This is a genomic window from Jiella sonneratiae (genome assembly GCF_017353515.1).
GTDB classification, from domain to species: domain Bacteria; phylum Pseudomonadota; class Alphaproteobacteria; order Rhizobiales; family Rhizobiaceae; genus Jiella; species Jiella sonneratiae.
In genome coordinates this window covers 91,333-111,747 of record NZ_JAFMPY010000006.1, presented here as the reverse complement: position 1 = coordinate 111,747, position 20,415 = coordinate 91,333, and the positions used below count along the sequence as shown (strand labels likewise).

16 protein-coding genes are annotated in these 20,415 nt (G+C 69.5%); 10 read left to right on the top strand and 6 right to left on the bottom strand.

From position 1 onward, the window contains the following. Window positions 1-16: 16 nt before the first annotated feature. The 3 genes from J1C47_RS07640 to J1C47_RS07630 form a co-directional block, all read right to left on the bottom strand. Window positions 17-1,804, bottom strand: a complete 1,788-nt coding sequence (locus tag J1C47_RS07640) for a thiamine pyrophosphate-binding protein (RefSeq protein ID WP_207350147.1) — start codon at window positions 1,802-1,804, stop codon at window positions 17-19. 40 nt (window positions 1,805-1,844) lie between these two features. Further along, on the bottom strand, window positions 1,845-3,557 hold the full coding sequence (locus J1C47_RS07635; RefSeq protein ID WP_207350146.1) for an FAD-dependent oxidoreductase: 1,713 nt from the start codon (window positions 3,555-3,557) through the stop codon (window positions 1,845-1,847). 125 nt (window positions 3,558-3,682) lie between these two features. After that, complete coding sequence (locus tag J1C47_RS07630) at window positions 3,683-4,360, bottom strand: GntR family transcriptional regulator (protein ID WP_207350145.1); 678 nt, start codon at window positions 4,358-4,360, stop codon at window positions 3,683-3,685. 161 nt (window positions 4,361-4,521) lie between these two features. Between J1C47_RS07630 and tcuA the strand changes: the two genes are divergently transcribed. The 7 genes from tcuA to J1C47_RS07595 all read left to right on the top strand — a co-directional run bounded on the left by tcuA (window position 4,522) and on the right by J1C47_RS07595 (window position 11,890). After that, on the top strand, window positions 4,522-5,931 hold the full coding sequence (tcuA, locus tag J1C47_RS07625) for an FAD-dependent tricarballylate dehydrogenase TcuA (protein ID WP_207350144.1): 1,410 nt from the start codon (window positions 4,522-4,524) through the stop codon (window positions 5,929-5,931). Further along, entirely contained in the window at window positions 5,918-7,036 is a 1,119-nt protein-coding gene (gene tcuB, locus J1C47_RS07620) for a tricarballylate utilization 4Fe-4S protein TcuB (protein ID WP_207350143.1), read from the top strand. Before tcuA ends, tcuB begins: the two co-directional genes overlap by 14 nt. 56 nt (window positions 7,037-7,092) lie before the next feature. Next, window positions 7,093-7,299, top strand: coding sequence for a TRAP transporter large permease subunit (locus tag J1C47_RS07615; protein ID WP_207350142.1), 207 nt, complete (start codon window positions 7,093-7,095; stop codon window positions 7,297-7,299). A 132-nt stretch (window positions 7,300-7,431) separates the two neighbouring features. Then, the gene (locus tag J1C47_RS07610; RefSeq protein WP_207350141.1) at window positions 7,432-8,715 is read left to right on the top strand and encodes an MFS transporter; all 1,284 of its coding nucleotides are present in this window, start codon (window positions 7,432-7,434) and stop codon (window positions 8,713-8,715) included. A 95-nt stretch (window positions 8,716-8,810) separates the two neighbouring features. Then, window positions 8,811-10,184 (top strand): glutamate--tRNA ligase, encoded by a 1,374-nt coding sequence (gene gltX / locus J1C47_RS07605; RefSeq protein WP_207350140.1) that lies wholly within the window; start codon window positions 8,811-8,813, stop codon window positions 10,182-10,184. A 195-nt stretch (window positions 10,185-10,379) separates the two neighbouring features. Further along, window positions 10,380-11,003 (top strand): MliC family protein, encoded by a 624-nt coding sequence (locus J1C47_RS07600; RefSeq protein ID WP_207350139.1) that lies wholly within the window; start codon window positions 10,380-10,382, stop codon window positions 11,001-11,003. Between the two features lie 398 nt (window positions 11,004-11,401). Then, window positions 11,402-11,890, top strand: coding sequence for a Kazal-type serine protease inhibitor family protein (locus J1C47_RS07595; protein ID WP_207350138.1), 489 nt, complete (start codon window positions 11,402-11,404; stop codon window positions 11,888-11,890). Window positions 11,891-12,023: 133 nt separating this feature from the next. Here J1C47_RS07595 and J1C47_RS07590 read toward each other — a convergent pair whose 3' ends face one another. The 3 genes from J1C47_RS07590 to xylF form a co-directional block, all read right to left on the bottom strand. Further along, the gene (locus J1C47_RS07590) at window positions 12,024-12,776 is read right to left on the bottom strand and encodes an ATP-binding cassette domain-containing protein (RefSeq protein WP_245396433.1); all 753 of its coding nucleotides are present in this window, start codon (window positions 12,774-12,776) and stop codon (window positions 12,024-12,026) included. An 83-nt stretch (window positions 12,777-12,859) separates the two neighbouring features. After that, window positions 12,860-14,179, bottom strand: coding sequence for a sugar ABC transporter permease (locus tag J1C47_RS07585; protein WP_425354547.1), 1,320 nt, complete (start codon window positions 14,177-14,179; stop codon window positions 12,860-12,862). Window positions 14,180-14,401: 222 nt separating this feature from the next. After that, window positions 14,402-15,451, bottom strand: a complete 1,050-nt coding sequence (gene xylF / locus J1C47_RS07580) for a D-xylose ABC transporter substrate-binding protein (protein ID WP_207350136.1) — start codon at window positions 15,449-15,451, stop codon at window positions 14,402-14,404. A gap of 179 nt (window positions 15,452-15,630) precedes the next feature. Here xylF and J1C47_RS07575 point away from each other — a divergent pair, with 179 nt between their 5' ends. The 3 genes from J1C47_RS07575 (at window position 15,631) to J1C47_RS07565 (ending at window position 20,296) form a co-directional block, all read left to right on the top strand. Then, window positions 15,631-16,848 (top strand): ROK family protein, encoded by a 1,218-nt coding sequence (locus J1C47_RS07575; RefSeq protein ID WP_245396422.1) that lies wholly within the window; start codon window positions 15,631-15,633, stop codon window positions 16,846-16,848. Continuing rightward, complete coding sequence (locus J1C47_RS07570) at window positions 16,845-18,281, top strand: di-heme oxidoredictase family protein (protein WP_207350135.1); 1,437 nt, start codon at window positions 16,845-16,847, stop codon at window positions 18,279-18,281. Before J1C47_RS07575 ends, J1C47_RS07570 begins: the two co-directional genes overlap by 4 nt. A gap of 308 nt (window positions 18,282-18,589) precedes the next feature. Continuing rightward, window positions 18,590-20,296 carry a CRTAC1 family protein gene (locus J1C47_RS07565; RefSeq protein ID WP_207350278.1) on the top strand — a complete coding sequence of 569 codons (1,707 nt, stop codon included), beginning with the start codon at window positions 18,590-18,592 and terminating at the stop codon, window positions 20,294-20,296. Window positions 20,297-20,415 lie beyond the last annotated feature (119 nt).

Genomic DNA, 20,415 nt, shown 5'->3' with positions numbered 1-20,415 from the left:
GGTCTCGTTCGTTGCGTCAGCGTCCGTCCGGGCGCCAGGGCGCACCGAAGGCCGGCTCCTTCGGCGGGATCGGCGGCAGTTCCCAGGCGCCGGTGGCCGGCGGGCGGATGTTGGCGTCGACATGGACGTCGATCAGCGCCGGCCGGTTCGACGCCACCGCCTGTTCGAGGACGCCGGCGAAGTCCTGCGACCGGGTCACCGTCCACGACGCGACGCCGGCCGCCTTCGCCCACATCGCGAAATCGGGATTGTAAGGCTCGCGGTTCGGGCCCTGGTAGAAGCCCGTGCCGTATTCGCGGCCGTCGAAATAGGCATATTGCAGGTCGCGGATCGCCGCCCAGGCAAAGTTGTTCCAGACCACCCAGACGACCGCGATGTCGTATTCGACGGCCGTGCACAGGACATGCGGCACCATGGTGAAGCCGCCGTCGCCGCAGATCGAGACCACCGGCCGGTCGGGAGCGGCGAGCTTGGCGCCGAGCGCCGAGCTCGGCCCGAAGCCCATGCCGGAATAGCCCCAGGTGTTGAGCATCGACTGCGGCCGGCGCGCCTCCCAGAACTGCATGAACCAGTTGTGGTGGATGCCCGAATCGAGGGTGATGATCGCATCGTCCGGCAGCACCTTGCGACAGTCGGCGACGATCCGCTCCGGGCGGATCGGCTGGCTGTGCGTCTCGAAGCCGGGGCGGATGAAGTCCGCCCATTCCTTGCGCCAGCCCGCGATGTCCGCCCGCCAGGCCTCGAGCCGCGGCGCACCGCCCGCCCCGCGCCGGTCCAGCTCCGACAAGAGCTGGCGGATGAAGGCCTTGGCGTCGGCGAGGATCGCGAGATCCGGCGCGTAGTTGCGGCCGAGCTCGCCATGGTCGAGGTCGACATGGACGAGCCGCGTCGACGGGAAGTTCCAGGAATAGCCCGGCTTCCAGGAGGAGGCGGAACGATCGTCGAAGCGCGCGCCGATGGCGACGACGAGGTCGGCATGGCGACCCGCCTGATTGGCCTGATAGGCGCCGTTGCGGCCGATGAAGCCGAGCGAGAGCTCGTCGCGCATGTCGATCGTGCCCATGCCGTTCGGCGAGGAAATGACCGGGATCGACAGGCGCTGCGCGAGTTCGGTCAGCTCCGCCCCGGCCTCGGACAGGGTCATGCCGTGACCGACGAAGATCACCGGCCGCTCGGCCTCGAGCAGCCAGTCGACCGTGCGTGCGACGTCCGCCTCGCTGGCGCCGCTGCGGCGCGAGAGATAGCCGTCCCAGGCGGGCTCCTCGCTCACCTCGGCGCTCTCGACGAAGAGGTTGTAGGGGATGTCGAGATTGACCGGGCCGGGCCGGCCTGTCGTCATGGTGGTCGCCGCCTGGCGCATGGCGAGCGGCAGCATCTCCACCCGCGTCGGCTGGAAGGAGCGCTTCACCACCGGCTTGATGACGTTGTTGAAGTCGGCCTGATGGTGCTGGTTGAGCTCCTGGAACGGGCCGCGGTTGAACTGCGAGGTCGGAACGTTGGCGGTGATCGAGAGAACCGCCGAGGAATCGGTCTGGGCGACGGCAAGCCCCATGATCAGGTTGGCCGAGCCCGGCCCGGTCGAGGTGAGCGTCGCGGCCGGGCGGTGGCTCACCCGGAAGAAGCCGTCGGCCATGTGGGCGGCCGTCTGCTCGTGGCGGGGCGAGACGAGCTTGACCTCGTCCTTCACGTCGTAGAGCGAATCCAGAAGCCCGACATTGCCGTGGCCGCAGATCCCGAAGACATACGGGATCTTCTCCCTGACCAGGAACTCGGCGATGAGGTCGCCGCCCTTCTTCACCGTCATGTCGCACTCCCGTCGACCATGTTGAAAACCCTTGGCAGCGTCAGCCCTCGGCGTTGACGCCCGCCGCGTGCCGGCCAGCCGCCCAGCCGAACGCCATTCCCTGGCCGAGCTGCGCGCCGGCGCCCGGATATTCGCCGCCGAAGGCGGACTGCATGTCGTTGCCGCAGACATAGAGGCCGGGGATCGCTCTCCCGTTCTTGTCCAGAACGCGGGCGTCCCGGTCGGCCAGAAGGCCGCGGCTGGTGCCGAGCGGCGTCGGCCATAGCGCCAGCGCATAGAACGGCGCCGTTTCGATCGGCCCGAGACAGGGGTTCGGCCCGTGCGCCGGATCGCCGTTGCCGCGCTCGTAGGCGCCGGTGCCGCGGCCGAAATCCGCGTCGACGCCGGTGCGGGCGAAGCCGTTGAAGCGCGCCACCGTCGCCTGCAGCCTCTCGGCTGCGACACCGATCTTTCCGGCGAGTTCGCCGAGCGAGGCGGCCTCGGTGAGATAGCCGTTCGCCACGTATTTCCTCAGGCTCGGCGTGCGCGGCCGGATGAGGCCGAGCCCGTATGTCCGGATGAAGGGGCGGTCGCAGATCAGCCAGGCCGGGATCGCCGGGACTTCGGCGTTTCTGCGATACATCGCCCGCACGAACTCGTGATAGGAGACCGCCTCGTCGACGAAACGCTCGCCCGAGCCGTCGACGGCGATCACGCCGGGCTTCGGCCGGTCGAGCACGATATGCGGATAGACCGCCGTCGAGCCGTCGGGGCGCGTCGCGATGGAGCTCGGAAACCACAGGGCGTTGTCGCGGCCGGACGGTCCGAGGGCCGCGCCGATTTCGAGCGCCAGGGAGATGGTCGAACCGTCGGCGCCGGGCGCGGCGGGCGTGTGTTCGGCAACCGGCGACGGCAGTTCGCGGGCCCGCCAGCCGGCGTCCGCCGGAAAGCCGCCGCCGGCGAGCACCACGCCGCGAGCCGCCGAAAGCAGCCGCGATCCGCCGTCCCTTTCCACCTCGACCCCGGAAACGCCGCGGCCGTCGCGGACGAGGCGGATGGTGCGGATGCCGGTCCAAAGGTCGACGCCGCGATCCCGGCACGCCTTGGAGAGCCGCGCCACGAGAGCATTGCCCATCACCAGCCGCGTTCCGCGGGAATGGCTGATCCGGTCGCGCGCATAGTGGGCGAGAAGCCGGGCGGCCTTCAGCGCGGCGCGCGGCGAGCGGTCGGCGCGCAGCAGCTCGGCCGCCTCGCTCCGCGTCACCATCATGCCGCCGAACAGCATGAGCTCCGGGATCGGCGGGGCGAGACGCGAGAAATCGTCGCCGAGCGTCCGGCCGTCGAAGGCGAGCGGCTCGAGCGCCCGGCCGCCGGGCGCGGCGCCCGGACAGTCCTGGCGGTAATCGGCGGCGCTCATGAAGGGCCGGAAGCCGATGCCGGCGCGGTCGCGCAGATCCGCCGCCATCTTCGGCGCGAGGTCGAGAAAGGCGCGCCACATCGCGGCATCGCCCCGCACTCCGACCAGCGCGTCGAGATAACGCTCGGCCGCCGCGCGGTCGTCGGTGACGCCGGCCTCGCGAAGATAGGAGCTGTCCGGAATCCACACGGTGCCGGAGGAGCGTGCGCTGGTTCCGCCGAAGAGGGGCTGGTGTTCGAGAACCACCACCTTGAGGCCGGCGAGCGCTGCCGTCAGCGCCGCCGTCAGGCCGGCCGCGCCGCTGCCGAGGACCAGAAGGTCGCACGGGCCATCCCGCTCCGGTTCTCGTGGCGGCAATCCGTTCTCCCCTGCTCCACGCTGCACCGACGCGCACAGGCTCCGGCGTCTTCCATCGGCCACAGGAGAGGCGATGATTGCGACATTGTCAAATCGGTTCCGACAATGCAGGAGAAACTGTCATCTCATTCGCCGTCGTCCCGGCCCGGCTCTCCGGCCAACAGATCCTCGCGCATCATCTTCAGCCGCGCCCTCTGCGCCTGGCGGATGTGGCCGCGCGCGGCGGTCTCGGCGGCGGCCGAATCCCGCTCGGCGATGGCGGCGATGATCGCCCCATGCTCGCGATGCGCCGTCTCGTAGCGTCCGGGCACCCTCAGGCTGGTCCCGCCGAGCAGCGCCATGGAATCGCGCAGGCCGATCAGCGACCGCTCGAGATAGCGGTTGTGCGCCGCCCGGTAGAGCACCGAGTGGAACAGCCGGTTGAGGTCCGCGAGCCTCGCCGGATTGTCCTTGATCGCCTCTTCCGAACCGACGAGTTCGCGCAGCTCCTCGATCTCGGCTTCCGAGGCGTGGCGGGCGGCGAAGGCGGCGGCCGAGCCTTCCAGCACCTCGCGCAGGTCGTAGAGCTCCATCGTCTCCTGGTGGTCGAGCTTGGAGACCACCGCGCCCTGGCGGGGGACGAAGGAGATCAGCCCGTCCGATTCGAGCCGGCGGATCGCGTCGCGCGCCGGGGTCCGGCTCACATGGAAGCGCTCGGCGATCTCGATCTCGCGGATGCGCGTTCCCGGCGGCAGCGTGCCGTCCTGGATCGCCTCCTTCAGCTTGCGATAGGCCGCCTCGCCGCGCGAAATCTCGGTCGCCATCCCGTCCCTCCCTGCCTCTCTCCAGCCGCCCGGCATGCGGTGATGCCGGGGTATCCGAAGCGCGCGCGCTTTGCACGCGGCGTTCCGCCCCGCTTGACACGCGCCGACGATCGTATACCTCGGCATACATTCATATCACGAGACCGGCAGTGCGGGGGGCAATGGCCGAACCATCCGAGCTTCTGACAGCGGGCGCCGACGTGCTGGTGGCCGGTGGCGGCAACGCGGCGCTGTGCGCGGCGATCAACGCGGCGCGCGCCGGCGCGCGGGTGCTGGTGGTCGAGGCGGCGCCGAAGTTCTACCGCGGCGGCAACACCCGCCACACCCGCAACCTGCGCTGCGCCCACGACGAGGGCAACGAGGTGCTGACCGGGCCCTACCCGGAAGAGGAGTTCTGGGACGACCTGATGCGGGTGACCGGCGGCGAGACCGACGAGGAGCTCGCCCGCTTCACCATCGCGCAGTCGAAGGAACTCTGGGACTACATGAACGAGCAGGGGGTGCGCTTCCAGCCGTCGCTCGGCGGCACGCTGTCGCTCGGACGCACCAACGCCTTCTTCCTCGGCGGCGGCCGGGCGATGATCAACGCGCTCTACCGCACGGCCGAGGCGCTGGGCGTCAGGGTGGTGTACGAGGCGGAAGTCGTCGACGTCGAGATCGAGGACGGCTTCTTCCTTTCCGCCACCGTATCGCACGGCGGGACCCGCCATCGGATCGCGGCCAAGGCGCTGGTGGCGGCGGCCGGCGGCTTCGAGGCGAACATCGAGTGGCTGACCGAAGCCTGGGGACCGGAGGCGAAGAACTTCCTGATCCGCGGCACGCCCTACAATCGCGGCTCGATGCTGCGCCTGCTGCTCGATCGCGGGGTCAGGCCGATCGGCGATCCGAAACAGTGCCACGCCGTCGCGATCGACGCCCGCGCACCGAAGTTCGACGGCGGCATCTCCACCCGCCTCGACTGCGTCGTCTTCGGCATCGTGGTCAATCGCGCGGCCGAGCGCTTCTACGACGAGGGCGAGGATTTCTGGCCGAAGCGCTACGCGATCTGGGGCCGGCTCGTCGCCGCCCAGCCCGAGCAGATCGCCTATGCGATCATCGACCGGACCTCGATCGACAAGTTCATGCCCTCGGTGTTCCCGCCGATCGAGGCGGCGAGCATCGAGGAGCTCGCGGGCAGGCTCGAGCTCGACCCGGCGGCGCTGCGGCACACGGTCGAAAGCTTCAACGCCGCGGTCCGGCCGGGAAGCTTCGACCCTGCCGCCCTCGACGATTGCCGCACCGAGGGGCTGGCGCCGGAAAAGACGCATTGGGCGCGGCCGATCGCCGAACCGCCCTTCTACGCCTATCCGCTGCGGCCGGGCATCACCTTCACCTATCTCGGCGTGCGCGTGAACCGCCGGGCGCAGATCGTGATGGACGACGGAAAGCCCTCCGCGAACATGTTCGCGGCGGGAGAGATCATGGCCGGCAACGTGCTCGGGAAGGGCTATCTCGCCGGCATCGGCATGACCATCGGAGCGGTGTTCGGCCGCATCGCGGGACGGGAAGCAGGCCACCATGTTCGCAACTGAGGACCACGCCGAGGCCGACCGGCTGATGCGGATCTGCAATGCCTGCCGCTATTGCGAGGGGCTCTGCGCGGTGTTCCCGGCGATGGAGCTGCGCCGCACCTTCCTCGACGGCGACCTCAACTATCTCGCCAATCTCTGCCATCAGTGCGGCGCCTGCTACTTCGACTGCCAGTACGCGCCGCCGCACGAGTTCGCCGTCAACGTCCCGCAAACCCTGTCGAAGGTGCGCGCCGGCTCCTATCGCGCCTATGTCTGGCCGCAGGCCTTCGCGCCGATGTTCGAGAAGAACGGCCTCGCCGTCGCGCTGGCCGCGGCCCTCGGCGTCGCCGCCTTCCTCTTCGGCTTCATGGCCTGGAGCGATCCGGGCGTGATGTTCTCGGCCCAGCACGGCGAAGGCGCCTTCTACAGGATCATGCCGCATGCCGCGATGGCATGGCTGTTCGGCCTCGCCTTCCTCTATGCGATCGTCGCCCTGACGATGGGATTTCGCGCCTTCTGGAAGGACATCGGCGCCTCCGGCGAGGCGGTCGGCGGCGGCTCGCTCTGGCAGGCGGTCAAGGATGCCGGGCGGCTGCGCTATCTCGACGGCGGCGGCGTCGGCTGCATGAACGAGGACGAGCGTCCGACCGACCGGCGCAGGCACTACCACCACGCCACCTTCTACGGCTTCCTCCTGTGCTTCGCCTCCACCTGTTCGGCGACGCTCGCCCATTATCTCTTCGGCTGGGAGGCGCCCTACGCCTGGTACAGCGTGCCGGTCGTGCTCGGCTTCGTCGGCGGCTGCGGCCTCGTCGTCGGGCCGCTCGGCCTTTTCGCCGCCAAGACGAGGCGCGACCCGGCGATGGCGGACACCGGCCGCTACGGCATGGACGTCGCCTTCCTGGCGATGCTCTTCCTCCTCGGCGTCACCGGGCTCCTGCTCCTCCTCCTGCGGGCGACGCCGGCCATGGGAACGCTGCTCGCGGTGCATCTCGGCGTCGTCTTCGCGTTCTTCCTGACCATGCCCTACGGCAAGTTCGTGCACGGGCTCTACCGCTTCGGCGCCCTCGTCCGCCACGCCATGGAGCGGCGCGCCGGGCATTCCGTCGGCGAGGCCGCCGGCTGAACGGCATGGCCGCACAGGCTCCTGCGACCTGGAATGCCGGCCGAGACGGGTTCGGCGTGATCCTGGTCATCAACATGGAGATCGGCGCCGTGACGCCGCCGGTCGGCATGAAACTCTTCGTCGTCCAGTCGCTCAGGGACGACTACTCGATCCGCGAGGTGCTGACCGGCTCCCTCCCCTACGCTTTGATGGGCATCGTCGGCCTGATCCTCGTCATGCTGTTCCCGCAGCTCGCGCTCTACCTCCCCGATCTGGTGAACTGAGCGCGGCGGCGGCACCCGCGACCGGGCGAAGGGCCGCCGGTCCATGCCGCCGCCCGGTTTCGCCCCCGTGCCGTTCGATGCTATGCACGTTTGCCGGAGGATTTCGGCGCGTTTCCGCATCCCGGACCGATCATGCAGTTCCTCACCTTCATGGGCCGGAACGCCCGCTGGCTCGCCGGCGGCTTCCTGCTCTGCTTCTTCTCGTCCTTCGGGCAGACCTTCTACATCTCGCTCTCCAACGGCGACATCCGCCGGGAGTTCGGCCTTTCGAACGGCGATTTCGGGCTGATCTACATGGCGGCGACGCTGGCGAGCGCCGCGACGCTGCCCGCCCTCGGCTGGACGCTCGACCGGTTCAGGGCCTGGCAGGTGGCGGCGGCGACGGTCGTCTGCCTGGCGCTGGCGACGGCGCTGATGTCCTCGGTCGCCAGCCTGCCGATCCTCTTCCTCGCGCTCTACCTGCTGCGGCTGTTCGGCCAGGGGATGATGACCGAGACGGCGATGACGGCGACCGGCCGCTGGTTCGCCGCCAATCGCGGCCGGGCGATGGCGATCATCTCGCTCGGCTTCCACGTCGGCACGGGCCTGTTTCCGCTGGTCTTCGTCCTCGTCGCGGGGGCGCTCGGCTGGCGCGGCACCTGGCTCGCCTGCGGCGCCGTGCTCCTCGCCGTCGCCCTGCCGGTGGTCGTCTATGCGACGCTGCGGGACCGGGACCCGCAGTCCGAACCGCAGTCGAAGCAGAAACCGGCGGTGCGCGACTGGACGATGCGCGAGGTCGTCGCCTCGCCGACCTTCTGGCTGGTGGCTTCGGCCGTCCTTGCCCCGCCCTTCATCGGCACGACCCTGTTCTTCCACCAGGTCTATCTGACCGAGCTGCGCGGCTGGCCGATTGAGGTCTTCGCCTCGGGTTTTGCCCTGATGTCGGCGACGACGGTGGTCTTCGCCCTTCTCTGCGGCGCGCTGGTCGACCGCTTCTCGGCGGTGCGGCTGCTGCCCTTCTTCCTTTTGCCCATGGCGCTCGCCTGCTTCGTCGTCTCCGGCTTTTCGGCGGTGGCGGCGATCTTCGTCTTCATGGTGCTGTTGGGGATCTCCAACGGCTTTTCCTCGACGCTGCTCGGGGCGCTCTGGCCGGAGCTCTACGGCACGAAACATCTCGGCTCGGTGCGCTCGGTGACGGTGGCGCTGATGGTTCTCGCTTCGGCGCTCGGCCCCGGCGTTACCGGCGTCCTGATCGACCGGCAGGTCTCCTACCCGCTGCAGATCGGCGCGATGGGCGCTTACTGCCTCGCCATCTCCTGCGTCATGGCGATGCTGGCGCTCCGCCGCCGCGCCGCCGCGACCACCGCCGCTGATCCGGCGGCGGGCCTGACGGAGCGCGGCATCGACCGGATCGACCCGCAGCCGCGCCGGCGCTGATCGGGCGGGCGGCGCGCCTTAGCGGATGACGCCGCGTCGAACAGCCTGGCGCCGCAGACTTCCGGCGCCTGCCGCTTTCGTGTAGGTCGCTCGCCATGTCCGTCATCCTCCGCTTCGCGCCGTCGCCGACCGGCCGGCTCCATATCGGCAACCTGCGCACCGCCCTGTTCAACTGGCTGTTCGCCATGCGCGAGGGCGGCCACTTCGTGCTGCGCTTCGACGACACCGACAGGCAGCGCTCGACGCGCGAAAATGCCGACCGCATCGAGAAGGACCTCGCCTGGATCGGCATCGAACCGCACCGGATCGCCCGGCAGTCGGAGCGGCTGGCGCTCTACGACGCGGCGGCCGCGAAGCTGAAGGCCGCCGGCCTGCTCTATCCCTGCTACGAGACGCCGGACGAACTCGACCGAAAACGCAAGCGCCTCGCCGCGCGGGGCCTGCCGCCGGTCTATGGCCGCGAGGCGCTGAAGCTGTTGCCGGGGGAGCGGAGGGCGCTGGAGGAAGCGGGCCGCAAGCCGCACTGGCGCTTCCTCCTGCCGAACTTTACCCTCGATCCGTTTGCGCCGGCGCGCACGGACATCGCCTTCGACGACATGATCCGCGGGCCGACGGCGATCGACCTCGCCTCGCTGTCGGATCCGGTGCTCATCCGCGAGGACGGCAGCTATCTCTACACCCTCCCCTCGGTGGTGGACGATGCCGAGATGGGCGTGACCCACGTCATCCGCGGCGACGACCACGTCACCAACACCGCGGTGCAGGCGGCGATCTTCGAGGCGCTCGGCGCCTCGGTGCCGCGCTTCGGCCACCACAACCTTCTGACCACCATCGGCGGCGACGGGCTGTCGAAACGAAGCGGCGCGCTGTCGCTCGAGACCCTGCGCGAGGAAGGCTACGAGCCGATGGCGCTCGCCTCGCTCGCCGTCCTCGTCGGCACCGCCGGGGCGATTGAGCCGATGGCCGACCTTTCGGCGCTTGGCGCGCGGCTGGATTTTTCGGCGGTCTCCGCTTCGGCCTCGAAATTCGACCCCGCCGAACTCGACCGCCTCAACCGCGAGATCGTCCACACCCTGCCCTACGCGGCCGTCGCCGGCAGGCTCGCGGACATGGGCGTCGCCGAAACGGACGGCGAGGCGTTCTGGCAGGCGGTGCGGGCGAACTGCGACAGGGTACCGGACGCGCGGGTGTTTGCGGAGATCGTCTTCGGGGACCCCGTCGTCCCGCCGCCGGCCGACGCAGCGGAGGCGGCGTTTCGCGCCGCAGCGCTGCGGCTCCTGCCGGATGGCGAGACCGGGCCGGAGACGTTCCGGGAATGGACGACCGCGATCAGGACGGAGACCGGGGCGAAGGGCAAGGCGCTGTTCCTGCCGCTGCGCCGGGCGATCACCGGCCTCGACCACGGGCCGGAACTCGGCCCGCTGCTGCCGCTGATCGGGCGCGAGCGCCTGCTGCGCCGCCTCGGCTGAGGCCGCTCCGCACAGGACGGCGGCGAGAAGCGCGAAACGCCGCGGGATCACGAAAACGTTTGCCGGCCGAATACCGGCGCCGCCTTTGCGTCGTCAGGGACTTGCCGCCGCCATGGCGGATCGTTCCGGCGAGGACGGTTGCGCCGCGGCCTCTTCTGTGCGCCTTCCTTAACGGAAGATACCAGGAGAGCCGCCATGAGACGCGTCGCGATTGCAGTCTGCCTGATGGCCTCGGCGCTCATTGCCGCGACCCCGGCATTCGCCGAGCAGCTCAACCTTTCCGGCCGTTCCTACGGCGGCAAGGTGCGGTCTGGGCCGGGCGCCGGCTACCGGCAGGTCGGCTCGACGCGCCTCAACGAACGCATCGTGCTGATCGAGCGCTCGACGCGGATGGACGGCTACGACTGGTTTCTCATTCGCATGCCGAACGGCCGCACCGGCTATCAGTGGGGCGGCCTGATGTGCGCCGACGGCGAGGAGAGCGGCATCCTGACCATCTGCGGGTCGCAGCAGGACCGTCAGCTTTCGGGCCTCGGCGGCGACGCCGGCGGCGGGCAGCCGGGCTCCGGGCGGCCGCCGGCGCGCGACGTCGCCTACAGCTGCAACGAAGGCATTCCGCTCACCGTGCGCTACCGCAACGAGGGGCGCAACTTCGTCGCCTACGCCTCGCACGACTCGCTCCCGGAAATCCGCTTGGTGCAGGTCCCTTCCGGCTCGGGCGTGCAGTTTCAGGCGGGACGCAACTGGCTGGGCGGCAAGGGCCGCGAAGTCTCGATCAATTTCGACGGCATCGAGGACAGCTGCCGGGAAATCCGCTGATACGGTTTCCGGCAGATCACTTCGTGATGCCGGAGACAAAGACGCTCATTCGCCGCGCGGGCTTGATACGAGCCCCGCTCTGATCGAGCGGATCTCGTATGATCCATCCATCCATGCGCGCCGTTCCGAGCTTTTCCGCTGCGGCCAAGATCGGGCCAGTCGCCTTGCCCGGTCCGGCCGGGCTGTCCGAGCGATCGCCCCGACCCGCCCCACCAAGACAGCCGCACCCTGCCCGCCGCACTCTGCCCGCCACACCGTGCCCGCCGCACCCTGCCCGCCGCACCCTGATTGTGAAATACGCCTCCTGATTGTATCATGAGATGCCCGTTCTGCCTCGCGTTGCCAAGCAAAGCCGGCGGGACGGTCAATCCAGGCAAATCGAAACAAGGAAGGAAGCAATGCGTGGACTGCTGTTGGGTCTCGTGTCGGGTATCGTCCTCTGGACGCTGCCGGCCTTTGCCGAGGTCGGCGCCATGTGCGGCGGGATCGCCGCGGTGCAATGCGGCGAGAAGGAGTTCTGCGACTTCGGCGACAAGGGCACTTGCGGCGCCGGCGATCAGTCCGGCGTCTGCGCGGCGGTGCCGCAGGCCTGCACGAAGGAGTACGTCCCGGTCTGCGGCTGCGACCAGAAGACCTATCCGAACGCCTGCGAGGCGCATATGGCCGGGGTGAGCGTCGCGAGCGCCGGCGCGTGCGGCGACAGGTCGAAGGGCATGTCCGACGAAACGAAAGCTGCCCCTGCCGAGGGCCGGATCTGCCCGGACGTCATCAGCTGCGGCATCAAGGACGGCGAGCCGAAGGAATATTCGACCCCCTGCGCCGCCGAGGACGACGGCGCGACGGACATCCACTCGAAGACGGGCGATTCCTGTAAAGCCGTCCAGTAAGGCGTGGCGGGGCGAAGCGGCAGCGCATCGTCCGCGCCGCCTCGCCCTCTCCTGCCCTCTCCGGCCCGATGCGGGGCCCGGTGCGGGACCACGGGCAGCGAGAGTCCTGCCGCAGGCCTGAGCGCCGCCCCGCCTATTCCTTCATCGCGCCCGGCCCGGGGGTCGCGCCGGCCGGGCACTTGCCGAGGATGATCATGCCGAGGACCTCGTCCTTGGTGACGTCCTCGGTCTTCGCCGTGCCGACGACCTGGCCGTTCTTCATCACCACGACGCGGTCCGACAGGTCGAAGACGTCGTGGATGTCGTGGCTGATCAGGAAGATGCCGATGTTCTCCTTCTTCAGCTCCTTGATCAGGTCGGCGACCTGCGCCGTCTCCTGCGGGCCGAGCGCCGCCGTCGGCTCGTCCATGATCAGGATCTTGGCGTTGAAGAGGATCGCCCTCGCGATCGCCACGGACTGGCGCTGGCCGCCCGAAAGCGCCTTCACCGGTTCCTTGAAGCGGCGGAAGTTCGGGTTGAGCCGGCCCATCACCTTGCGGGCCTCGGCCTCCATCGCCGCGTCGTCGAGCGTGCCGAAGGCGGTCATGATCTCGCGGCCGAGGAAGAGGTTGGCGGCCGCGTCGACGTTGTCGGCGAGCGCCAGCGTCTGGTAGATCGTCTCGATCCCATAGGCTTTGGCGTCGCGGGGATTGCCGATCGTCGCCTTTTCGCCGCGCACGTAGATCTCGCCGGAATCGCGCTTGTAGGCGCCGGAGAGGATCTTGATCAGCGTCGACTTGCCGGCGCCGTTGTGGCCGAGCAGCGCCACGACCTCGCCCGGGAAGAGGTCGATCGAGGCGTGGTCGACGGCGTGGATGCCGCCGAAGGCGATCGAGATGTCCTCCATCGCGACGAGCGGTGCGCCCGACCGGTCGACATCGTCGTGGTGGTGGCCGCGACCGTGGTCGCGGATGTCCTCCATCGTGGCGCTCATGCGGCCCTCCTGCGGTAGATCGTGTCGAGCCAGACGGCGACGACGAGGACGGCGCCGACGACGATGTTCTGCAGCGGCGTGTCCATGCCGAGCAGCACCATGCCGGACTGCAGGCTCTGCATGACGAGGGCGCCGAGCATGGCACCGGCGATGGTTCCGGCGCCGCCGGCGAGCGACGTGCCGCCGATCACCGCCGCGGCGATGGTGTAGAGCTCGTCGAGCGTTCCCTGCGCGTTGGTCGCCGAGGACAGCCGCGCGGTGGAGATCGCCGCGGCGACGGCGGCGAGCATGCCCATCAGCGCGAACACCATCAGCGTCACCCGCTTGGTGTTGATGCCGGCAAGGTCCGCCGCCTCCGGATTGCCGCCGATGGCGAAGACGTAGCGGCCGAAGCGAGTGCGCCGCGCGACGAAGGTCATGACGATGCCGACGCCGATGAACAGGAGCACCGGCACGGCGTAGCCGAAGGAGATGTCGAGGCCGCCTTCGGGAACCTCGATGCCCCGCGCCTCGGCGTAGCGGCGCGCCAGCGGGCCGGGCAGGAGATAGGAATTGACGATCATCGTCGCGACCACGACGGCGACGACCGAGATGCCGACGGTGACCGCCTCGGCCCACATCGGCTTGATGGCGAAGTTGAAGCGCTGGCGCTGGCGGCGGGCGGTGAAGGCGCCGAGCAGGATGAGAGCGACGGCGACGGCCGCCAGGATCCAGCTCCAGGTGGCGCCGATCGAGCCGTCGCTGCCGCCGCCGAGCAGCTTGAAATTGTCGTCGGTGAGCGGGATCGTGCGGCCGGAGGCGACCCACCAGGCGGCGCCGCGCCAGACCAGGAGGCCGCCGAGGGTGACGATGAAGGCCGGGACGCCGAGATAGGCGATGATGAAGCCCTGCAGGCTGCCGATCAGAAGGCCGCAGACCAGCCCGACGAGAAGCGTCGCCAGCCAGACGAGGCCGGAATCGTAACCGAGCATCGGCGTCAGATACTGGGTCTGCGCCACGGCCATGATCATGCCGGTGACGCCGAGGATCGAGCCGACCGACAGGTCGATGTTGCGGGTGACGATGACCAGCACCATGCCCGTCGCCATGACGCCGACGGAAGCGGTCTGGACCGAGAGGTTCCAGAGGTTGCGCGGCGTCAGGAACGTGCCGCCGGACAGAATGTGGAAGCCGATCCAGATGACCAGCAGCGCGCCGATCATGCCGAGCATGCGCGTGTCGATCTCGGTCGCGCGCATGAAGCCCTTCATGCCGCTGCCCGAACGGCTCGCGGGACCGGGCCTGGTCAGGGACGTGTTCGAGGTCGCCTCGCTCAATGCCGCCTCCCTTTCGCGACCGCGGCGTCACCGGGCCCTGCGGCGGGCGCAGGCGCGTGGCGCGGTCCGGTTATGGTTGAAGCCGGGCCGCTTCGGGCCGGCTCGTTTCGTGGCCTGCCCTTCCGGCAGCATGGCCCAGTTGCGCGGCCCGGTCGAGAGCGGCGCCTTGGAAAATGGCCGCGGCAGGGAGCCGCGGCCATCGCTTTCGAAGAGCCTTGCGGATCAGCCGCAGACCGGGACCGAGCCGGGCTTCACGCCCTGGCAGACTTCGTCCTTGGAGATCCAGCCGGCGTCGATCACGACGTCGAGATTGTCCTTGGTGATCGGAACCGGCTTCAGGAAGATCGACTCGAGCTTCTTGCCGTTCGGGCTGTCCCACTCCTCGGCGCCCGTGACTTCGCTCATCTTCTTGCCTTCGGCGAGCTGAAGGGCGATCTCCGCGGCGCGCTTGCCGAGCTCGCGCGAGTCCTTCCAGACCGAGACGGTCTGCGTGCCGAGGGCGATGCGGTTGAGCGCGGCGTGGTCCGCGTCCTGGCCGGAAACCGGCACGGAGCCGGCAAGACCCTGCGCCTCGAGCGCCGCGATGGCGCCGCCGGCCGTGCCGTCGTTGGAAGCGACCACGGCGTCGACCTTGTTGTTGTTGGCCGTCAGGATCTGTTCCATGTTCTTCTGGGCGTTGGCCGGAAGCCAGCCGTCCGTGTAGGCCTCGCCGACATTCTTGATCTTGCCGCTGTCGATGGCGTCCTTCAGGACTTCCATCTGGCCCGAGAACAGGAAGTCGGCGTTCGGATCGGACGAGGAGCCCTTGATGAAGGCGTAGTTGCCTTCCGGCTGCGCCTCCTGCACGGCGCGGGCCTGCATGCGGCCGACTTCCTTGTTGTCGAAGGTGATGTAGAAGGCGTTCGGATCCTCGATCAGGCGGTCGTAGCCGACCACCGGGATGCCGTTGTTGGCGGCCGTCTGGACGGCCGGGCCGATCGCCGCCGAATCCTGGGCGAGGATGATCAGGGCGTTCGCCCCCTGCGTGATCAGCGACTCGACGTCGGTGAGCTGCTTGGCGGCCGAGGACTGGGCGTCGGCGGAAATGTACTTGGCGCCGGCGGCCTCGAGGGCCTTCTTGATGGCGGCCTCGTCGGTCTTCCAGCGCTCCTCCTGGAAGTTCGACCAGGACACGCCGACGGTGATGTCCTTCCCGTCCTGAGCGTAGGCGACACCGCTCATGGCGGCGACCGAGAACATCGCGCCGGCAAGCGCGAATTTCAGCGTCTTCATGAATTTTCCTCCCACGGCGCCCATGGCGCCCTCGCGTCACGGAGCCCGGCTTTTCGCCGGCCGAGACTTTTTCCAAGCCTCGGAAAAAATGGTGACAGCATTTGCGATCCGTGTCAACTTGTCGGAGCAGGGCTGCCGAAACGCCATGAAGAGCGACGCCGGCGGGAGGAGAGACGCAGTTGAGCAGGCTGGCGAAGACCGATGCCGACATGGTGCGCGTCCACAATCGGCTGGCGGTGCTCGATCACCTCCGTCGCGTGGGGACGACGACCCGCAAGCTGGTGAGCGAGGCGACCGGGCTGTCGGTTTCCGCCTCATCTGCGATCTCCGGGACGCTGCTGCGCTGCGGCCTGCTCGAGGAGCTGGAGGACGACGAGCGCTCGATCCGCCGCGGCCGGCCGGGCAAGAGTCTCGCCCTGTGCGGCGGCGCGGCGCGGGTGGCGGCGCTGAAGATCGCCGTCGGCGAGGTGACCGGCCGGATCAGCGACTATGCCGGCCGCCCGCTCGCGGAACTGCGGCGCGAGGTCGACATTTCCGGCGAGGACGGCGACCGCCTCGTCGCGCTGCTTGCCGAACTCGCGGCCGCTCTCCTCGAACGGACCGGCCTGCCCGACCTCGACAAGGTGGTGGTCGCGGTCCAGGGCAAGACCCACAGCGACCTCTCCGGCATCGTCTGGTCGCCGGCGCTCAAGCACTGGAACATCGAAATCGCCGCCCCGCTGTCCCAGCGGCTCGGCGCCGACGTGTCGGTGCTCAACGACTGTTCGCTGATGCCGGAGGCGTTCCGCTGGCGGCCGGAATTCTCCGGCCTCGACTTCGCCACGCTGTTCGTCGGCTTCGGCGTCGGCATGGGGCTGAAGATCAACGGCGCGACCTTCCAGGGCAAGCACTCCTCGGCGGTGGAGTTCGGCCACATCAACCACATGCCCCACGGCGCGCTGTGCCGCTGCGGCAATCGCGGCTGCGTCGAGGCCTATGCCAGCGACTACGCGATCTGGCGCCGCGCCACCGGCGGCGACGCGATCCCGGCGCACCGGATCTCCGACGCCGTGATGCAGCGGCTCGCCGACGCGGCGCGGGCCGGCGACGAGGCGGCGCGGATCGCCTTCGAAGAGGCCGGCATCGCCATCGGCTACGGCCTCGGCCGCGTCTATACGATGATCGACCCGCTGCCGATCGTCTTGACCGGCTCCGGCGCGCGGGCCATCGACCTGCTCGAGCCGGCGATCCGGACCGGCATTCGGGAAAGCTCGGTCGACGGGCTCGGCGCCGACGCGCCCTTCATCCTCGTGGAGGATACCGACGCCCTGGTCTTCGATGCCGGGACGGCGCACGCGCTGGCAGCGCTCGACCAGGCATTCGCCCGTTCGGCGGCCGAAGCGACGGAGGCAGCATGACAACGCGAAGAGACAATGCTCTGCGGGCGGCGGCGCTCGTCCTTGCAAACCTCGCCGCGGGCGCCCTCGCCGCTCCGGCAGGAGCCGGGGAGCCTGCCTGGAGCGAGAAGGCGATCAAGCGGCAGATCCCGCCGGTTACGGGCAGGATCGCCGGCGCTTCGCTCGAAGCCCTGGCGCATGAGGGCCGCGATTTGTTCGAGGCCCGCTTCACCGATCTCGACGGGGCGGGCCGGCCGAACGCCACCCAGGCGATCGTGCCGACGGCGACGCGCAGGCCGGCCGAGCTCGACTTCCAGCGGCTTGCGGGGCCGGATGCCAACGCCTGTTCCTCCTGCCACAACGAGCCTGTCGCCGGCGGGGCCGGCAGCTTCGTCGCCAACGCCTTCGTCTCGGAAGGCTTCGAGAGCGCCAATTTCGACACGCTGGACGCCCAGTTCTCCAACGAGCGGGGAACCAACCATCTGTTCGGCGCCGGGCTGATCGAGCTCCTGGCGCGGGAGATGAGCGCCGATCTGGCGAGCCAGCGCCGGGCAGCGCTGCACGCGGCGCGCCAGTCGGGCGGGGCGGTGCGCAAGCCGCTGTCCTCCAAGGGCGTCGACTTTGGCCGTCTCACCGCCTTTCCCGACGGCTCGGTCGACCTGTCGGAGCTTTCCGGCGTCGACGACGACCTCGTCGTCCGGCCGTTCAGCCAGAAGGGGGTGATGACCTCGATCCGCCAGTTCTCCGTCAACGCCATGAACCAGCATCACGGCATGGAGGCCGGCGAACGCTGGGGCGCCCGCTGGACCGGCACCGCCGACTTCGACGGCGACGGCCATGCGGACGAACTCGGACCCGGCGAGGTCTCGGCGCTCGTCGCCTTCCAGGCGACGCTCGCCCCGCCGCGCGAGGAAGCGCCCGACGACGAGGCCTGGGTCGAGGCGGCCGCCCGCGGGCGGACGGTCTTTAGGGACATCGGCTGCGAGAGCTGCCACAGGCCGGCGCTGCCGCTGAAGAGCCTGCGCTTCGAGGATCCGGGGCCGCTCGACATGGCGGGAACCCTGCGGACCGGCGACGTCGAGACGCCCGCGACCTACGACCTTTCGACGCTCGAATGGGCAAAGCGCCTGCCGCGCAACGACGCGGGCGAGGTGCTGGTGCCGCTGTTCGGCGACCTCAAGCGGCACCGGATCGCCGACAGCCGCACGCCGCGCCTCGGCAACGAGACGCTTGCCCAGCGCTTCGTCGAGCGGGACGTGTTCATGACCGCCGAACTCTGGGGCCTTGCCGACACGGCGCCCTACGGCCATCGCGGCGACATCACCACGCTCGATGCGGTGATCCGCGCCCACGGGGCGGAAGGCGAAGCGAGCGGCCACGCTTATGCCGCGCTTCCCGACGCCGACCGCTCGGCGCTGATCGCCTGGCTGAAGACGCTGCGGGTGGAGGAGTGAGGGCGATGGGATCGCGGCTGAAGGAAGACATTCCGGAAGGGTCGGCGCGAGGCACCCCCCTCTGTCCTGCCGGACATCTCCCCCGCAAGGGGGGAGATCGGCAGCGTTGGGGCTCGCCGCTTTTCCTTCATCGCTTGCGTTTTCTTCAGTCGCCGACGATTGGCCGAGGCAGCGGCGCAGGGTCGATCTCCCCCCTTGCGGGGGAGATGTCCGGCAGGACAGAGGGGGGCGCGACGCGCACCGACGTCAGACAGGTGTTCCGTCTGAAGAGGCGTGTCCTCTCCGCTTTGGTGGCCCTTCTCCTCGCCATGCCGGCCGTCGCCGCCGAACCTGCCCCCAGCCCCTTTTCCGGCGACGTTCCCGTCCTGCACGAGGAGGCCGCGGCGGCCGGCATCGACCACGTCTATGGCGGCCCGTGGGAATTCTTCGTCGGGGGCGGCGGTGCGGCCCTCGACTGCAACGAGGACGGCTTTCCCGACGTCTTCCTCGCCGGCGGCAAGGGCGACGGCGCGTTCTACGTCAACCGTTCGCGCGCCGGCGGCAGGCTCGCCTTCGAGAAGGCGCCGCAGGACCTCGATCCGAAGGATCTTCAGAACGTCACCGGCGCCTATCCGCTCGACATCGACCAGGACGGCCGGCAGGACCTCGTCCTTCTGAGGGTCGGCGGCAACGTCCTGCTCAAGGGCCTGCCGGGCTGCCGCTTCGAGAAGGCGAACTTTGCCTGGCACTTCGACGGCGGCCGCGCCTGGACCACGGCGTTCTCGGCGACCTTCGAGCCGGGCATGGCGTATCCGACGCTGGCCTTCGGCAACTATGTCGACCGGGCGGCGCCCGGCTCGCCCTGGGGCACCTGCGCCGACAACGTGCTGATCCGTCCGAGGCAGCCTGCTGCTGCGGCGCCCGAGCCGCGGGTCGCCGCCGGCGCAGAACCGGCGCCGCTGCCGGGCGCCGGCGGCCCGGACTATTCCGAACCGACGGCGCTGTCTCCCGGCTACTGCGCCCTGTCGATGCTGTTCACCGACTGGGACCGCTCCGGCCAGCCTTCCTTAAGGATCACCAACGACCGGCAATACTATCGCGGCGGCGAGGAACAGCTCTGGCGCGTCGAGCCCGGCCGGGCGCCGCGGCCCTACCGCAAGGCCGACGGCTGGCAGCATTTGTCGATCTGGGGCATGGGGATCGCCGAGGGCGACGTCGACAACGACGGCTATCCCGACTACGCGCTGACCTCGATGGGCGACACCAAGCTGCAGTTCCTCGACCGCGAGTTCGAGGACGCGCCGACCTATCGCGACGAGGCCTATCAGCGCGGGGCGACGGCGCACCGTCCCTATGTCCACGATGCCGGCAAGCCCTCGACCGGCTGGCACGCCGGCTTCGCCGACTTCAACAACGACACCCGGCTCGATCTCTTCATCGCCAAGGGCAATGTCGAGGCGATGCCGGACTTTGCCGCCGACGATCCGGACAATCTCCTGATGGGCGGCTTCGACGGCCGCTTCACCGAGGTCGGCGATCGGGCCGGCATCGCCCTGCCGACGAAGGGCCGCGGCGCGCTCATCGCCGACTTCAACCTCGACGGAGCGATGGACCTCCTCGTCGTCAATCGCGGCCAGAAGGCGAGCCTTTTCCGCAACCTCGGCGGCAAGGCTGATTTCGGAGAGCGCCCGCTCGGCAATTTCGTCGAGGTGAAGCTGTCGCAGAAGGGTGCGAACCGCGATGCGGTCGGGGCAAAGCTGGCCGTGAAGATCGGCGCGACGACGCTCAATCGGACGATCCAGGTCGGCGGCGGCCACGCCTCGGGAACCGCCGGCTTCGTCCATGTCGGCGTCGGCACCGCCGAACGCGCCGAAATCCGCGTCCAGTGGCCGGACGGCGAATGGAGCCACCCCTACAGGGTGTTCGCCGACAATTTCGTGCTGATCGACAAGGGCGCCGTCGCCGCGCGCTACTGGTATCCGGACGCCGAGCGGCCCGAACCGGCCGAGCCGGCGACGACCGCCGAGCGCAACTGACCTCAGGCACCGGGCCTCAGGGCATCGATCCTCCGGGCACCGGGCCTCAGGGCACCGGGCCGCTGGCGAAGATGTGAGCGATTCCAAGGTGGACGGCGCTGTGACAGAAATCACATACG

Excerpts from the sequence above, each read along its gene's own strand:
- J1C47_RS07640 (WP_207350147.1), bottom strand. The coding sequence starts at position 1,804 with ATGACGGTGAAGAAGGGCGGCGACCTCATCGCCGAGTTCCTGGTCAGG.
- J1C47_RS07630 (WP_207350145.1), bottom strand. The coding sequence starts at position 4,360 with ATGGCGACCGAGATTTCGCGCGGCGAGGCGGCCTATCGCAAGCTGAAG.
- tcuA (WP_207350144.1), top strand. The coding sequence starts at position 4,522 with ATGGCCGAACCATCCGAGCTTCTGACAGCGGGCGCCGACGTGCTGGTG.
- tcuB (WP_207350143.1), top strand. The coding sequence starts at position 5,918 with ATGTTCGCAACTGAGGACCACGCCGAGGCCGACCGGCTGATGCGGATC.
- J1C47_RS07610 (WP_207350141.1), top strand. The coding sequence starts at position 7,432 with ATGCAGTTCCTCACCTTCATGGGCCGGAACGCCCGCTGGCTCGCCGGC.
- gltX (WP_207350140.1), top strand. The coding sequence starts at position 8,811 with ATGTCCGTCATCCTCCGCTTCGCGCCGTCGCCGACCGGCCGGCTCCAT.
- J1C47_RS07600 (WP_207350139.1), top strand. The coding sequence starts at position 10,380 with ATGAGACGCGTCGCGATTGCAGTCTGCCTGATGGCCTCGGCGCTCATT.
- J1C47_RS07595 (WP_207350138.1), top strand. The coding sequence starts at position 11,402 with ATGCGTGGACTGCTGTTGGGTCTCGTGTCGGGTATCGTCCTCTGGACG.
- J1C47_RS07590 (WP_245396433.1), bottom strand. The coding sequence starts at position 12,776 with ATGGAGGACATCTCGATCGCCTTCGGCGGCATCCACGCCGTCGACCAC.
- xylF (WP_207350136.1), bottom strand. The coding sequence starts at position 15,451 with ATGAAGACGCTGAAATTCGCGCTTGCCGGCGCGATGTTCTCGGTCGCC.
- J1C47_RS07570 (WP_207350135.1), top strand. The coding sequence starts at position 16,845 with ATGACAACGCGAAGAGACAATGCTCTGCGGGCGGCGGCGCTCGTCCTT.
- J1C47_RS07565 (WP_207350278.1), top strand. The coding sequence starts at position 18,590 with ATGCCGGCCGTCGCCGCCGAACCTGCCCCCAGCCCCTTTTCCGGCGAC.